Annotated in this window: 13 protein-coding genes and 2 tRNA genes; 6 read left to right on the forward strand and 9 right to left on the reverse strand. The window is 70.4% G+C overall.

Features of this window, described 5'->3' with window-relative positions:
• Nucleotides 1–107: 107 nt before the first annotated feature.
• Nucleotides 108–183 (reverse strand) — tRNA-Pro (locus ACZ4FV_RS05020).
• Between the two features lie 96 nt (nucleotides 184–279).
• Between ACZ4FV_RS05020 and ACZ4FV_RS05025 the strand changes: the two genes are divergently transcribed.
• Nucleotides 280–350 (forward strand) — tRNA-Gly (locus tag ACZ4FV_RS05025).
• Between the two features lie 571 nt (nucleotides 351–921).
• Here ACZ4FV_RS05025 and ACZ4FV_RS05030 read toward each other — a convergent pair.
• The 3 genes from ACZ4FV_RS05030 to ACZ4FV_RS05040 form a co-directional block, all read right to left on the reverse strand.
• The gene (locus tag ACZ4FV_RS05030; RefSeq protein WP_402234280.1) at nucleotides 922–1599 is read right to left on the reverse strand and encodes a TIGR03619 family F420-dependent LLM class oxidoreductase; all 678 of its coding nucleotides are present in this window, start codon (nucleotides 1597–1599) and stop codon (nucleotides 922–924) included.
• The gene (locus ACZ4FV_RS05035; protein ID WP_402234278.1) at nucleotides 1593–1721 is read right to left on the reverse strand and encodes a hypothetical protein; all 129 of its coding nucleotides are present in this window, start codon (nucleotides 1719–1721) and stop codon (nucleotides 1593–1595) included. Before ACZ4FV_RS05035 ends, ACZ4FV_RS05030 begins: the two co-directional genes overlap by 7 nt.
• 743 nt (nucleotides 1722–2464) lie before the next feature.
• Nucleotides 2465–3307, reverse strand: coding sequence for an EamA family transporter (locus ACZ4FV_RS05040; protein WP_395862944.1), 843 nt, complete (start codon nucleotides 3305–3307; stop codon nucleotides 2465–2467).
• A 167-nt stretch (nucleotides 3308–3474) separates the two neighbouring features.
• On the opposite strand from ACZ4FV_RS05040, the gene ACZ4FV_RS05045 reads away from it, so the two are divergent.
• The 3 genes from ACZ4FV_RS05045 (at nucleotide 3475) to ACZ4FV_RS05055 (ending at nucleotide 6746) form a co-directional block, all read left to right on the forward strand.
• Nucleotides 3475–4452 carry an ADP-ribosylglycohydrolase family protein gene (locus tag ACZ4FV_RS05045; protein WP_402234277.1) on the forward strand — a complete coding sequence of 326 codons (978 nt, stop codon included), beginning with the start codon at nucleotides 3475–3477 and terminating at the stop codon, nucleotides 4450–4452.
• Nucleotides 4453–4757: 305 nt separating this feature from the next.
• Nucleotides 4758–5552, forward strand: coding sequence for a hypothetical protein (locus tag ACZ4FV_RS05050; RefSeq protein WP_402234275.1), 795 nt, complete (start codon nucleotides 4758–4760; stop codon nucleotides 5550–5552).
• Nucleotides 5553–5864: 312 nt separating this feature from the next.
• Nucleotides 5865–6746, forward strand: coding sequence for a hypothetical protein (locus tag ACZ4FV_RS05055; RefSeq protein ID WP_402234273.1), 882 nt, complete (start codon nucleotides 5865–5867; stop codon nucleotides 6744–6746).
• A gap of 137 nt (nucleotides 6747–6883) precedes the next feature.
• On the opposite strand, the gene ACZ4FV_RS05060 is transcribed toward ACZ4FV_RS05055, so the two are convergent.
• A complete protein-coding gene (locus ACZ4FV_RS05060) occupies nucleotides 6884–7882 on the reverse strand; it encodes a LacI family DNA-binding transcriptional regulator (protein ID WP_395862952.1) in 999 nt (332 codons plus the stop codon).
• A gap of 279 nt (nucleotides 7883–8161) precedes the next feature.
• Nucleotides 8162–9946: a bifunctional metallophosphatase/5'-nucleotidase gene (locus ACZ4FV_RS05065; RefSeq protein WP_402234271.1), complete on the reverse strand. Its 1785-nt coding sequence runs from the start codon at nucleotides 9944–9946 to the stop codon at nucleotides 8162–8164.
• Nucleotides 9947–10186: 240 nt separating this feature from the next.
• Here ACZ4FV_RS05065 and ACZ4FV_RS05070 point away from each other — a divergent pair, with 240 nt between their 5' ends.
• Nucleotides 10187–10999 carry a protein phosphatase 2C domain-containing protein gene (locus ACZ4FV_RS05070; protein ID WP_395862955.1) on the forward strand — a complete coding sequence of 271 codons (813 nt, stop codon included), beginning with the start codon at nucleotides 10187–10189 and terminating at the stop codon, nucleotides 10997–10999.
• 111 nt (nucleotides 11000–11110) lie between these two features.
• On the opposite strand, the gene ACZ4FV_RS05075 is transcribed toward ACZ4FV_RS05070, so the two are convergent.
• The 3 genes from ACZ4FV_RS05075 to ACZ4FV_RS05085 form a co-directional block, all read right to left on the reverse strand.
• Nucleotides 11111–11602 carry a glutathione peroxidase gene (locus ACZ4FV_RS05075; RefSeq protein WP_395862957.1) on the reverse strand — a complete coding sequence of 164 codons (492 nt, stop codon included), beginning with the start codon at nucleotides 11600–11602 and terminating at the stop codon, nucleotides 11111–11113.
• 129 nt (nucleotides 11603–11731) lie between these two features.
• Complete coding sequence (locus ACZ4FV_RS05080; RefSeq protein ID WP_395862959.1) at nucleotides 11732–12646, reverse strand: NAD-dependent epimerase/dehydratase family protein; 915 nt, start codon at nucleotides 12644–12646, stop codon at nucleotides 11732–11734.
• Nucleotides 12647–12970: 324 nt separating this feature from the next.
• Nucleotides 12971–13342: a roadblock/LC7 domain-containing protein gene (locus ACZ4FV_RS05085; protein ID WP_395863469.1), complete on the reverse strand. Its 372-nt coding sequence runs from the start codon at nucleotides 13340–13342 to the stop codon at nucleotides 12971–12973.
• 792 nt (nucleotides 13343–14134) lie between these two features.
• Here ACZ4FV_RS05085 and ACZ4FV_RS05090 point away from each other — a divergent pair.
• On the forward strand, nucleotides 14135–14989 hold the full coding sequence (locus tag ACZ4FV_RS05090; protein ID WP_395862960.1) for a class II aldolase/adducin family protein: 855 nt from the start codon (nucleotides 14135–14137) through the stop codon (nucleotides 14987–14989).
• Nucleotides 14990–15059: the final 70 nt, after the last annotated feature.

Raw genomic sequence — 15059 nt, forward strand, 5'->3', positions numbered from 1 at the left:
TCTCCTTGCTGCGGGCTGTTCTTCCGGGCCTGTGCATCTTGCCTGACGGCACACTGAAGGTTCAGAACCGGCGTACCGATCCATCCTGCAGCGAATCCATGATGTGGTGGTCGGGGCGGGGAGACTCGAACTCCCGATCTCCTGCTCCCAAAGCAGGCGCGCTAGCCACTACGCTACGCCCCGTGGCGCCCGATGAAGTCTAGAGGACGACACGCTAGAGTCTGCACTGGCCGCGCACCAATCCGCTAACCTAGGCGCCACGTGCACGCCACACCAGCTGCGGGTGTAGCTCAATGGTAGAGCCCTAGCCTTCCAAGCTAGTGGTGCGAGTTCGATCCTCGTCACCCGCTCAGAAGTACGAAGGCCCAGGTCAGGGGAGGTTTTCCCTGGTCTGGGCCTTCGTCGTATCTCGGGACTTTCGGTCCTTGCGTGGTTCTGGCGTGGTCTTGGCTTTCGACGTGGGCTCGCGGGTTCGGGTCTCGTTCGGGGATTGGGGCGGACAGATTTTTCGTGGGCTTTGGTATGGCTCCCGCCTCGTTCGGGCTTGATCCGGGCGGGTGACGCGTCGGTGGCCTCGTGATCACGCTCACTGGATCGATGTGCCGCGATGGGGCCCGCCGGGGTGGATTCGTGGTGGAGAGACGGGTCTTTGGTCCCGGTACCGAGTGACCTTTGTCCTGTGGCTCCGGTTCGAGCGGACGGATCCGGCGACGGATCCGGCTCCGTGCACATGTTCGCCGGCTCTGGGGCGGCTCGAGAACGGCTGACGAGGGGGCTCGCGCGTCGGGCTTCGATGGCGGATTGATCGCGCGTTCGATGTCGGTGTTCGTCCGGGGCCGCCTCATTTTGGCCGGCGGCTTGGGTACCCGGGGCGAGAAGGGATTCCGCCGGCGATTGGGTCTCGGCCGCGTGCCGGTGGGGTTATGGCTGGTGGGTGGTGAGGAGGGGGGTTATGGCTTCGAGGTGGGTGCGGTCGGTTTCGGGGGGCTGGAGGCGGGTGGGTTCGCGGTAGCGGGGGTCGAGGAGGACGTGGGCGATGCCGAGGGTGGCGAGGGCGGCCAGGTCGGTCTCGATTTGCGGGAGGGTGCCCTCGCCGGGGAGGCGGTCGGCGTCGGGGATCGGGGTGGTGGTGACTCGGAGTGGGGTGCGCAGGGTGACCGTGGGGGTTGGGCGGGCGGCCTGTTCGGCAGCGATGCGGAGGGCGGGGAGGCCCTGCTTTTCGAGCCATTGCGGGGTGACGCCCAGGGGGTGCCAGGTGTCGCCGTGGCGGGCCGCGCGGCGGATGGCGGCGGGGCTGTTGCCGCCGATCCACAGCGGTGGGCGCGGGGATTGGAGCGGGCGCGGGGCGGTGTGTACGCCGGTGAAGGAGGTGTGGGTGCCCTCGAACGAGGCGATGTCCTCGGACCACAGCGTGTGCAGCGCCGCGAGGTATTCGTCGGTGATCCGGCCGCGCTCGGCGTACGGGATCTTCAGCGCGGCGAATTCCTCCTCGGCCCAGCCGATTCCGATGCCCAGGACCAGGCGGCCGGCGCTGTATCGGTCCAGGTTGGCGGTCACTCGGGCGGTCGGCAGCGGGTCGCGGTAGGGCAGGATCAGCACGGTGGTGCCCAGCCGGATTCGCTCGGTACGGCCGGCCAGGCGAGTGCGGTCAGTGGTTCGTAGAAGGGCGCCGGGTATTGGGCGGCGACGTCCGAGGTGACCGCGATGTGGTCGGACAGCATGGCCAGGTCCAGGCCGAGATCCTCGGCATGCCGGACCTAGGTCAACATCGCGTCGGGGCTCGCGGTGGGCCCGTAGTTGGGAATGTTCACGCCGAATCTCATGTACGCCTCCGGGTTGGCCTCGATCGGTCGGCTACGTCGGACTGTCGGCAACACTGGCTTCGACTCGACCGTAGGGCCTGGCACTCGACTCGGGGCCGGGTCGAAGGAAGCCGATGCGGTATCGGGAGTGGGAGGCTGAAGTGGCGTTCGGCCGACACCGTCGCGGGCGGGTGGCGGACGTCAGCAGGCGTGTGGCGGACGGCAACCCACGTGTTCGCCGGGTGGGCGCCGCCGGCGGGTCGCGCGGGTTGTGGGCATCGCGTCCGCCGCCGAGTCCGGTGTGCCCATGGGTCCGGTAGGCGACGACGGGACTCTCCGGCGGCCGAACGCGCCGTACCCGGGCCCGGGTTCGGACGCGCACAGGGCATCGATCGCGGCTTGGCAGGGGCGAAGTTCGTGCCGCCCACGGGAAGCGTTGCGGGCCGACACGCACTCGGGGTGGACCCGGGGCCTGCTTCGGCAGATCTTGGCGGGTGCCGGGGCGTGACCCCCATTGGGCTCCGCAGCGATCGGTGCCGTACGTCGGCGAAGCCAACCCATGCGGTTCGACTGTGTTCCGGAACGGCGAGTGCGGCGAGCAGCCCGAGGGGTGGATGCGGTGCCGGGTCTCGCGGAGCTCGGAGGGAGATTGCGGCAGCGGCCTAGGGGAGGTTGATCGCGGTTATGCCGGTGAGGACCAGGATGGTGGCTGCTATTCGGTGGCGGCCGTAGGTCTCGTGGAAGATCAGGGTGCCGATGATCGCGCCGAAGACGACCGAGGTTTCGCGGAGGGCGGCGATCGTGGCCAGGGTGCCTCGGGTCTGGGCCCAGATGACGAGGGTGTAGGCGGCGAGCGACATCGCGCCGCCGAGCAGGCCCCAGGCACGTTGCGGATTCGGGGTGGTGGTGGGGTCTCGGCGTGCGCGGAGGCGCAGGACCAGGATGGTCGGGGCCGATTCGAGAACGAACAGCCAGGCCGCGTACGACATCGCCGAGCCCGAGGATCGCGCGCCGACGCCGTCCAGGACGGTGTACAGCGCTATCGCGCAGCCGGTGGCCAGTGCGGCCAGGACCGCGGTCGCCTCGCTGCGGCGCGGGATGCCGCCGGCCAGGGCGAGGACCAGCATGCCCGCCGAGATCACCACGACACCGACGGTCTGCGTCACGGTCAGGTACTCGTGCAGCAGGGTCACCCCGATCAGCGCGGTGACCCATGGGGAGGTGCCACGCGCGATCGGGTACACCTGGCCGAAGTCGCCCAGCCGATACGTCTCCAGCAGGAGCAGGTTGTAGACCACGTGCAGGGCCGCCGAGCCGAGCAGCCACGGCCAGGCACCGGCGGCCGGGACGCCGACGAACGGCAGGCAGGACAGGCCGATGGCCAGGCTTGCCACCTGGATCATCACCATCGTCCCGAGCCGGTCCTTGAGCCCGTGCGCGAGTGCGTTCCAGGCCGCGTGCAATCCGGCCGAGCCCAGCACCGCGACGGTGACGGCGGGCGTCACGTGCGCTCGCGCGACGGCCGGGCCGGCGTACGGAGGGCATCGGTCACAGCGATGCCCCCGGTCGGAGCGGCTTCGTCGGTCCGGAGTCGGACGGCGCTCCCGGGCGCCCGGGAGCAGGTCATTCGGGGCATCCAAGCACGGGACATCCAAGCACGGAGGGCGGAATAATGACTGTCCATATGACGCACGCCTCCTACGAAGACGCCTCCTCCGCCCGCACTCCCTCCGTCCCCTCCACCCGCCGTACCCCCGCCGCCCGCGCCGCCTCCGCCCTCGCCTCGTTGCGCGGCCTCGCGCTGGGTGACGCGCTCGGCGCCCAGTTCTTCGTCCCCGACAACCTCCCGCACCTGGCCGATCGCAGCCTGCCGAGCGGCAGTTGGCCGTGGACCGACGACACCGAGATGGCCTGCGTCCTGCATGCCGAGTTGACCCGGCGCGGCACCGTCGACCAAGACGAGTTGGCCAAGTCCTTCGCTCACCGGCACGACTTCGATCGGGGCTACGGGCCTTCCACGAACCGGATGTTGCGACTGGTTCGCCAAGGCGGTGATTGGCGCACGCTGGCCGCCGAGCCCTTCGACGGCCAGGGCTCGTGGGGCAACGGGGCGGCGATGCGCGTCGGGCCGCTGGGCGCGTGGTTCGCGGACGACCTCGACATGGTGGCGGAGCAGGCCGCGTTGTCCGCCGAGGTCACGCACACCCATCCCGAAGGTGTTGCCGGCGCGGTCGCGGTGGCGGTCGCGGCGGCGGGCGCGGCGACCCTGGACCGGCCGGGTGCGGGCGACTTCGTGAGCTTTGTCCGCGATCGCACACCCACCGGGCTGGTCCGCGAACGGCTGGGCGCGGCACTGGATCTGGTGGACCGTCAGGACTCCCGCGCGGTCGGCCGGATGCTCGGCAACGGTCACGAGGTGAGCGCACCGGACACGGTCCCGTTCGCGGTGTGGTCCGCGTCCCGGCACCTCGACGACTACCCGGCGGCCTTCTGGTCCACCGCGAGCGCGGGCGGCGACGTGGACACCACATGCGCGATCGTCGGCGCGATCGTGGGTGTCCGGGCCGAGTTGCCCGCCGAGTGGACGAGGCATGTGGAAGCGCTGCCGACCTGGTGGCAGGACGCGGTGGCGAACTCCCCGCTCAATTAGTTGGCAAAGTTCGCCGAGGTGCACGATGATGAGCGCGCTCTCGTCGCGACGCGCCGATCGGCACCAACTTGCCTTCGACGCAAGCTGGTTCGCAACGCGTCGCGGAGAGTCCCGACTCGTTCGTCGCCGGCTGAACCGTCTTGTGGGGAGACGTGGTCCGGGCTGCGAGTTCGGTGTGTCGGCTTCCTGAAGGCTCCTGAAGGCCCGTCACACTCTCTTCGCGGCCCGCCGCGTCGTGCTCTCGCGACGCTTCGTACCGGCGTGGTGCGTCGGAGCGGGCCGCATTCCTCGGAGGAACCCGTTCCATGCGCACATCCATGTCTCGGCTGGGCTCGATCGTGATCACCGGTGCACTGCTCGTTGCGGCGACCGCGTGCGGTTCCGACGACGACAAGAAGGACAGCGGAAAATCGGCCGCCGGCACGCCGAGTTCGGCCGCGCCGTCCGCGCCGTCCGCGCCGATTCCGGGTACGCCGGCGGCCGGCACGACGCCGCCGGCTGCCCCGTCCTCGGCCGCGGGCGCGGTTTCCGCGTTGACCGGCCCGCAATTGGAGAAGGCCGTACTCACCGCCGCCGACCTCCCGCAAGGCGTCTACCTGACCCGGCCCGCGGCCGGGTCGGACGACCGCGCGACCGCGACGCCTGCCGACTGCCAACCGCTCGTGGACCTGTTCCTGCCGAGGCAGGGCGCCACGAAGCCGGCCGCCGTCGCTCAGGCCTTCGTGTCGATGGGCACCCCGATCCCCACCGGCGTGATCGGTAGCGAGTTGTTCTCCTTCTCGGGCACCGACGCGGAAGCCGTGATGGCCAAGGGGCGCGCGGCCCTGAAGAACTGTGGGTCGGTGTCGATGAAGGACCCCGAGGGTGAGACCTCGACGATCAAGCACACCGAAATCGCCCACCCGAAGCTGGGCGACGACACGTTGGCGATCACCAGTTCACCCGAGGACGGCGGCGCACGCGCGTCGATCGCGATCCGGGTCGGCTCCACGCTGATCGTGATCAGCTCCGCGGACCTTTCCGGCAACGCCGCCAAGGTGCCGGATCTCGCTCTGGTCACCAAGCAGGTCGAAAGGATCACGGCAGCGGCGAAGTCGTGATTCCCGATGGGTCGGCGGTGGATGGTTGGCAAATGCAAGCAGGTTCCAGCATGATGTTGCCGCTCTCGTTGCGCCCCCTTTCGACCGGGCGGCCGCGCCCGGCCCGACACCGGCCGACGCTTCGGCTCCGGGGCGGCGAACTCCGCCCGATCCGGCGCCGGATGCCCTGCTCGTGGGTGGGATGAGCGGGCGGCCGGTCGGCCGCTGTTCCGCTTCCTGATGGCCCATCGGATCCCGATCGGCCCGATCGCCGTCCTCGTCCGGCGTTCGGGCCCCACCGGACCGACCGAGCTTCTCCGAAGGAAACCTCGTATGCGCAGAATCGTGATTCGGGTGGGAACAGCGGTGATCGCCGGGGCTGTGCTCCTGGCGGCGACCGCGTGCGGTCGCGACGAGGAGGCGTTGGCGCGCGAGTACGCGAACACGGCCACGCCCGAGGCGAAGGCCGCGGCGACACCGGCACCGTCGGGGACCGCGCCTGCGGGCTCCGCGCCGCCGGCTGCCGGGCCGCCCGCCTCCGGCCCGCCCGCCACGGACTCCTCCCCCGGGGAACCTCCGCCCGCACAACCCCCCACCGACGAGTCGGCCACCCCGCCCGGGAACGGCAACGGAACCGGCTCCGACCCGACCGCCCAATCCCGCCTCGACGCCGCCCTGTTGACCGCGGCGGAGATGCCGCCCGGCGCCTACGAGGTCGTCTCGAACGATCGCACCGAAGTCCGGGAGACCGCGCGGGACACCGCGTGCCAGCCGCTGATCGACCTGCTGCGCCCGGCCCAGGCCGCCGGCGCGCCCACCGCGTCCGCGCAGGCGTCGGTGGCCAAGGGCGGCCCCACACCGACCGGCTTCATCGTCGTCGAGTTGTTCGCCTTCACCGACGCCGGCGCGCGGAACCTGTTCGCCCAGGGCCGCAGCGCGCTGAAATCCTGCGCGTCGATCACCTCCACCGACGCCGAGGGCGAGACGAGCACCCACGCGTACGCCGAGATCGCGCACGCCACCCTCGGCGACGAGTCGTTGGCGGTCGGGATGACCCCCGAAGCGGGCGGCGCGCTGGGCCAGATCGTGGTCCGGATCGGCTCGACGGTCGTGGTGGTCAGCAACGCGGACCTGTCCGCGACCACACCCGCGCTTCCGGCCGACGACCTCGTGTCCCGCCAGATCGCCAAGCTCACGGCCGCCCCGCGCGTCTGACCCGGCCGGCATCCCGGCATCCGGTCGGCGCGGCCCAAGCGCCGACCGGCGCCCACTCGACGCCCGCCGGCACCGTCGGCACCCGCCGGCGCCCACCACCGCGTGCGACACGCTCTCGACGGGCGCGCCGGGCACGGTCAGCTCGAGTCGCGGGCCCGCAACGTCATCCGCCACATGTCCAGATCGCCCTGGATCGCCCCCTCGCCGACCGCGACGATGGCCGCCGCCACCGCGCTCATCGGCTTCAACTCCTCGAAGGCGACCGAGGTCAGCCGGGGCCGGACCATCTCGCACAGGCTCAGGTCGTCCGTCCCGACGATGGCGAGTTGCTCCGGGATCGCTACGCCCACGTCGGCCAACGCGCCCATGAGCAGCGCGGCGTATTCGTCGTTGTAGCCGTACACCCCGTCGGGACGCCCCTCGGCCCGCCACTCCCCCGCGATCCGCGCGGCCTCGGCCGGATCCTCGGCCATCTCCACGACCCGCACCGTGCCACCCGCCGCCTCGGCCGTGGCCCGGAAGCCCTCGAGCCGTTCCAGGCCCATCTCGGCCAGGCCCGGCTCGCGCGGCACCACCACGGCGAGGTCGCGCCGACCCCGTTCGATCAGATGCTCGGCGGCCCGGCTGCCCGCCGCCTCGTGATCGGCCTTCAGAGTGAGCGCGACCGGCGCGGGGCTGTGGCCCAGGGCCACCACGGCGATCCCGCGCGAGGTCAGGTATTCGACGCCGTCGGCCGACATCCGCTCCGGCAGGACCAGCACCACCGCCGGGTTCAGCGCGCCCCACGCCTTCGCCGCCTCGATGCCGTGCGCGGCGGGATTGCCGTGGATCACCAGGGTGTGCCCCAGGGCGTGCAACTCGCGGGCCAGGCCGTCCAGGAAGCGCTGGATCAGTTGTCCGAACGGCACCACGTAGGTCGGCACGAGCACCAGATCGGTCCGCCCGCGCCGCAACGATCGCGCGTCCGAACGCGGCTCGTACCCCAACCCGGCGGCGACCTCGCGGACCCGGCGCCGGGTCTCCTCGGGGATGCGGCTGTCCAGGACGTCGTTCATCGCGTACGACACGGTCGCGCGCGAAACGCCTGCGGCGCGGGCCACATCGGCCCCGGTCGGGGGGCGTCTCGTTGTGCTCATGGGGCGATTGTCGCCCAGGTCGGGGCCGCACCGGGCACGTGGCCCGCCGCGCCGGTCCTCGTGTCGACGTACCGTCCCCATTGGCTGATTATGTGCCAGGAAGGCCCGGCCGCACCGCGACCGGGCCTTCCGAGTCACTCGGCGAGTCTCACCCGCCGAAAGCGGCGAGAAGACTCATCCGACGAGCCTCACCCGACAAAGGCGACGGGGAGACCCATCCGACGAGCCTCCCCGCCGCACGTGGCGAGGAGACCCATCCGACGACCGTGGTGAGGAGACTCACCCGATGAAGGTGATCCGGTCCGCCGCCGGCGGCGCCAACGGCGCGCTCGCCGACGAGTGGGCCGCGAAGTAGGCCAGCAGCGCGTCCAGATCGGATCCGCCGACCAGCTTGTTCGTACCGGTCTTGAAGGCGGCGAAGCCGTCGCCGCCGCCGGCCAGGAACTCGTTCGCGCTGACCTTGTAGGTCGCGGCCGGGTCGATCGGCACGCCGTTGAGCTTGACGCTGCCCGCCACGATCTTCGCCGCGCCGGTCTGCGACCGGTCGGTCGTGTAGGTCAGGCCCTTCGATATCTGCAACACCTTCGGACTGGCCGCGTTGCCACCCGTGTACTGCTGCGCGAGCAGGTCGAGCACGGCCTGACCCTTGAGGTCCAGGGTCTGCATCATGTTGGTGAACGGCTGCACCGTGAACGCCTCGCCGTAGGTGACGACGCCGTTCCCCTCGCTGCCGGCCGCCGCGTATTGCAGGTCGGACCGGATCCCGCCCGGGTTCATGAACGCGATCTGCGCACCGCCCTTGTCGGCCGGCGCGGTCGCCTCCAACTGCGCGTCGGCGATCACGTCACCGAGCGGCGACTCGGGCGTGGTCGCGCCGCGTCCGCGGATGTCGCCGGAGATGTAGCCGATCGAGCGGTTGGACACCGGGGCCGCGAGCTTCTGCCAGTCGGCCAGCAGGCTGGTCAGGTCCGGGGCCTTCGGGGTGTCCCGGCGGACGACCGTGTTCGTCGCCTTGACCGACGTGCGCACGATGTCGCGGGTGCGCTTGTCGTAGGTGGCGTCGATCTTCGTGTACACCTTGCCGAACGAGGACGCGCTGGTGACCATCCGCGGATTCCCGGCCGGGTCCGGGATGTTGCACGAGTACGCCTGGTGCGTGTGGCCGGTGACGACCATGTCGATCGCCGGGTCCAGGCCCTTGGCGATATCCACGACCGGACCGGACAGGCCCAGGTTGCCGCCCGCGTTGCAGTCGTAGTTGTACGCGTTGTTCGCCGGCAGGCCGCCCTCGTGCAGCAGCACCACGATCGACTCGATGCCGATCAGCCGTAACCACGGAACGATGTTGTTGGCGGTCTGGATCTCGTCCTTGAACTTCAGGCCCTTGACACCCTCGGCCGTGACGATGTCCGGCGTGCCCTCCAGGGTCATGCCGATGAAGCCGACCCGCGCGCCGCCCACGTTCTTGACGGTCACCGGGGCCAGGATCGGCAGGCCGGTGCGCTCGTCGAGCACGTTGGCCGCGAGGTACTGGAAGTCGGCGCCCTTGAACTCGCGGCCCGGGGTGTAGCAGCCCTCGGTGGGGTGGCAGCCGCCCCACTGCATGCGCTGGAGTTCCTTCCTGCCCTCGTCGAACTCGTGGTTGCCCACCGAGGTGACGTCCAGGCCGACCTTGTTCAGCGCCTCGATGGTCGGCTCGTCGTGGAACAGGCCGGACAGGAGCGGGCTCGCCCCGATCATGTCGCCGGCCGCGATGGTCAGCGAGTTGGGGTTCTTCGCCCGCTCCGCGCGCAGTTGGGTCGCGAGGTGTTCGATGCCGCCGGCCGGGATCGCGACGGGCTTGCCGTCGGGGCCGATCTCGGTGACGTTGCCCGCGGAACCCTGCGGTTCCTCCAGGTTGCCGTGCAGGTCGTTGAGCGCGAGGAATTGCAGATCCGTCGTGCCGGAGGGCCGGCCCTGGCCGGCGCGTGCGTCGGCGGTCGCCGTGCCGCCCATGGCGAGCAGGCTCGCGGCGACCAGGCCGGTGAGGGCGAGGCGACCGCGGCGTCGTCTAATCCCGAGCATGGGATCCCTTCCGATGGCGCGCAGTGGTGACGCGCGTAGAAATGGGGACTGAAGGTGTCACGAAGGCAGAGATTAGGGGCAGTTCCCCCACCGGGGGGAGACCTCACGCGAAACCGTTTCGTGAAACCGTCGTGAACTCGGGCGACCGCCGTGCGCACAGGGCATGATCAACCACCGTTTCCCACCCCCGGGCACTGGGCAGCCGTACGGCGTGGCACCTAAAAGGGAGGGATGTCCGCGATGCGCGTGGAATTCGCGACCGAACCGGGTCATCCGGGCAAACCGAACGAGGACTTCGTCGTCGCGGGACCGACGACGCTGGTGCTGCTGGACGGTGTGACGTCGAGTTCGGACAACGGGTGCAAGCACGGTGTCCCTTGGTTCGTCGAGCGGTTGGGCACCGCCCTGTTCACGCACAGCGGTGGCCGGCCGGACCGGTCTCTGGCCGAGTGTCTGCACGACGCGATCGAGGACACCTCGGCACTGCACGTGGACGGCTGCGACCTGGCGCGGCCGGACGCGCCCGCCGCGACGGCGGTGGTGGCGCGCGTGGTCGAGGACCGGTTGGAGTACCTGGTGTTGTCCGACTCGACGCTGTTGATCGAGCGGGACGAGGACCTGACCGTGATCACCGACGATCGCCTGGACGTGATCGGCGTGGCCGCCCGCCGGCGCCGGGACGCGCATACGACCGGCACACCCGAGTACCTGACGGCGCATCAGGAGTACGCGGACACCCTGCGGGCGGCGCGGAACGTGGCCGGCGGCTACTGGGTCGCGGCGGCCGATCCGGAGGCGGCGGGCGAGGCGTTGACGGGCGGACTGGACCTGGGCGAGGTACGCGCGCTCGCCGTGTTGAGCGACGGGGCCAGCCGGCTGGTCGACCGGTTCGGGCTGAGCGACTGGGATCGACTGATGACCACGCTGCGGCACTTCGGGCCGGCCGAGGTGTTGGCGCGGGTCCGGGCAGCGGAGGCCTCCGACGCGGACGGCACGCGCTGGCCGCGCGGGAAGCCCTGCGACGACGCGACGGCGGTGTGGGCTCTGGTGTAGCCGGCCCCCGCGGATGCGCGCCGGACGCCGGACCGCGCCCCGATCCGGCCCCGAACGTCGAACGTCGGTCGGGTCGTCGACGACCCGACCGACGTTCGACGCGCCGCCGGACTATTTCGGCAGCACGCTCTCGATCGCGGCGATCAGGTTCGGATCGTGCGGGTCGGTCTGCGGCCGGAACCGACCCACGATCGCGCCGTCGGCGGAGAGCAGGAACTTCTCGAAGTTCCACTGCACGTCACCCGCGCCGCCCTCGGCGTCGGAGGCCGCCGCGAGCACGTCGTAGAGCGGATGCCGGTCCGGTCCGTTGACGTCGATCTTCTCGGTCAGCGGGAACGTGACGCCGTAGGTCGTGGAGCAGAACTCGAGGATCTCCTCGGCGCTGCCCGGCTCCTGACCCATGAACTGGTTGCAGGGCACGCCCACGACGGTGAAGCCGCGCGCGCCCAGTTCCTTCTGGAGTTCCTCCAGGCCGGTGTACTGCGGGGTCAGGCCGCACTTGGACGCGACGTTGACGACCAGTGCGACCTTGCCCTCGGTGACACCGCCCAGGGTCGTACGCTCCCCCTCCAGCGTGGCGATGGGGGTATCGAGGATGCCCATGATCGTTGTCCTTCCTGCGTGGTGCCGCTCGCAGCGACGCGATCCGATGACGTGGAGCGCTCCGAGACGGCGCGAGTAAGACCTGAAGACTCGACGCTATCGAGCACAGCGGTAGGCTGCCCGACCGCGTCAGGCCGAATCACCACGCCGTGTGGCGTACACATCCGCCAGTCCCGCGCGCCACCCCACCGCGCACGGACCGGTGATCGCCGCGCGCTTGCCGGTGTCCTGCACCTGACCGCGCAGCGTGCCCGGTTGCTCGCGCACCACCACCTCGGCCGGCAGGCCGCTCAGATCGGCCATGTGCGCCGCCCAGTCCTGCACGCTCACCGGCTCGTCGCCGCCCCAGTTGACCACCGTCGCGGGGGTGGACGCCGCGTCCAGCAGGGCCGCCGTCTGGCTGTTGATGTCGTCCTGGTGGATCGGGCTGTACATGCACGGATCCCAGCGGGTGACGATCGGTTGCCCGGCCAGCACCGCGTCCAGGTGCATCGTCGGCAGGCCGCCGCCCGGGCCGTAGGAGGCGTTCATCCGGGCGATCACCACCGGGAGGTCGAACGCGCGGGCGCAGTAGCGCGCCACCGCCTCCTCGGCGGTCTTGGAGACCGAGTAGGTGGGCGCGTGCGAGACGTTGGCGTCGCCGAGCGGGTCGGTCTCACGGAAGACGTGCATCGGGTCGGGATGCGGCTTGAGCACCGACGCGGTGGACATCACCAGCGCCGCCTTGGCCCGTCGACAGTGCTGGAGCAGCAGCCCGGTGCCCTCCGCGTTGACCCGCAACGCCTCGTCGTAGTCCAGCCCGGGACCCTGGAAGGTGGCCAGGTGCAGGACATGGGTGAAGTCCTCGGGCAGGTCGCCGAAGTCGCCCGAGCCCAGGTCGACGGCGCGCGTGGTCACGCCCAGCGCGTCCACCCGCTTGCGGTCCTCGGCGTTCGAGAAGCGGGCGATGCCCCATACCTCGTTGTCCCGGGCCAGGTACTCGGTCAGCGGGTAGGCGATCTGGCCCGCGGGGCCGGTGATCAGGATCTTCTCGCCGGACAGCATGCGGCTCCTCGGGGACTCGGGTACGCGATCCGTAACGGATCCGGCTGCGATCCGTACGCGAAGTACGACGTCGAGCTTCGACGGTACATCTGACGTACCGTCATATCCGAGACGGAGCAGGGAGACCAGAGCGGTCGCACGTGGCCCCGGACACCCTCGCACGTGGTCCCGAACACCCGCGCGCGGCTTGCCGGGCACCCTCGCGCCGGTCCCCGGACACCCCGATGGCGCCCACCGCACGGGGGTGGCGGGGGCGCCAGGGGTATCGAGGATGGGTCTGCGGGCCCCGACGGCGGGCCTCGAACGCGCCGCCGGGGCGCGAACTCAGACCTCGATCTCCTCCTCGATACGCTTGAGGCTGTGTCGGGCCAGCGCGAGGTTGGCGCGGTCCTTCATCAGCACGATGTAGAGGAACAGGCCCTTGCCGGCCCGGCCGCTCAGCGGCCGGATCACGTGGTACTGCTTGCCGAGCGTGATCAGGATGTCCTCGATCTGGTCGCCGAGGTGCAACATCTCCATCGTGCGCATCTTCGCGCGCATCACGTCGGTGTTTCCGGCGGCGGCCACGTTCAGGTCGAGTTCCTTGCTGCCGCCGAGAATTCCGAGCGCCATTCCGCTCGTGTAGTCGACGAGGGCCACACCCACGGCGCCCTCGATCGTCATTGCTTCCTTGAGGGCCGTTTCCATACTGGCCATGATTGCCTCCGGGGCGATCGGCGGTGCGGCTTTCCGGTGGACTCCGACAGGCTCGTCCTCGGGCACTGCTGCGACACCCGGGGTCGGCGGCCCGACCGGGATCACCGCGATCGGGTCGGCGTCGACTGCTGCGTTGGGATCGGCCTCGATTGCTTCGATGACATCCGCCTCGGTCACAGGGGTCCACTCGGTGTCGGACCCGGTCGGCAGGTCGCCTGATCTGCGCCGGGACGGCCTCGACCGTCGCGGGGGTTGTGCCATCTCCGCCCAACTCCTCGCGATCGGGCTCCTCGACGTCGAAGCCCGGGCGGGTGAACCCCGCCGGCCCGCGTCCGCCTTGGCCCGCACCGGCACCGGATCGCCGCGGCCGAACACGGGCGTCGCCGAGGGCGCCCGTGCGCCGATACTCACAACCTCCGTCGAATTCACGCCCCCGCCGCTCAAGTCACGCGCCCCTTCCCCCTGTGTGCGCCCGTTCTTTCCGCGCGCCCGTACTTTGCGCGTTGCCCGTATCTTGTGCGTCTGTTGCGGGTCCGGAAATTCGAGTTCGACTGCTTCGAACTCGACCTCCCGGACTCACTGAACGGCAGCGTAGAAGCAGCTCGAAGAGCCCTGCGGGCAATATTCGATTAATTTCCGGAAACCCGGTCCCAACGCGACCCGGGCGCTAAAATCCCCGGCCTCGCACGAACGGCCCGCCGTCGGGGGCTGTCCTGGGAAGTGACTCGCCGGTAGCGTCGGCCGCGTCCCACGCCCCGCATAGCAGTCCGAGTCGAGTTCGAGGAGACGCACATGTCCGGCACCGATGCTCCGCAGGCCCAGGACGTGCCGGGCCGGCAGCCGACCCCGCCGCTGCCGGTGTCCCCGGCCGACCTGAGCTTCGCCCTGCCGCCCACGTTCGAGACCGTCGAACAGGAGCGCCGGCACCGCAAGGAGCGGTTGACCGCGGCGTTGCGGCTGTTCGGTCGGTTCGGCTTCGAGGAGGGGGTGGCCGGCCACATCACCGCGCGTGATCCGGAGCTCACCGATCACTTCTGGGTCAACCCGTTCGGGATGTCGTTCAAGCACATCACCGTGGACGACCTGATTCTGGTCAACCACGAGGGACAGGTCGTCGAGGGCCGATTCCACGTCAACCAGGCCGCGTTCGCGATCCACTCGCAGATCCACGCGGCCCGTCCCGACGTGGTCGCGGCGGCACACAGCCACTCCGTGCACGGCCGGGCGATCTCCGCGCTCGGCATCCGACTCGAACCGATCACTCAGGACGTGTGCCCGTTCTACGAGGATCACGAGCTGTTCGACGACTACGCGGGCGTCGTACTCGACGCCGAGGAGGGCCGCCGCATCGCCAAGACGCTCGGCCCGCGGAAGGCGCTGATCCTGCGCAACCACGGCCTGCTCACGGTGGGGCAGTCGGTCGACGCGGCGGCGTGGTGGTTCATCACCATGGAGCGCTCCTGCCAGGTACAGCTGCTCGCCCAGGCGGCCGGCGAGCTCAAGCCGATCACGCCGGAAAACGCGCGGCTGACCCGGGAACAACTGGGCAACGACACGGTCGCCTGGATCAACTACAAACCGCTGTACGACGTGATCAGCCGCTCCGAGCCGGACCTGTTCGGCGTGGACGGCCCGATGACGATCTGATCACCCGAGAATCCGATCGCCGCCGTCGGCGCCGGATCCGGGCCATCCGGTCCCGGCCGCCGACCGGATC

The organism is Embleya sp. NPDC025285, assembly GCF_055558835.1.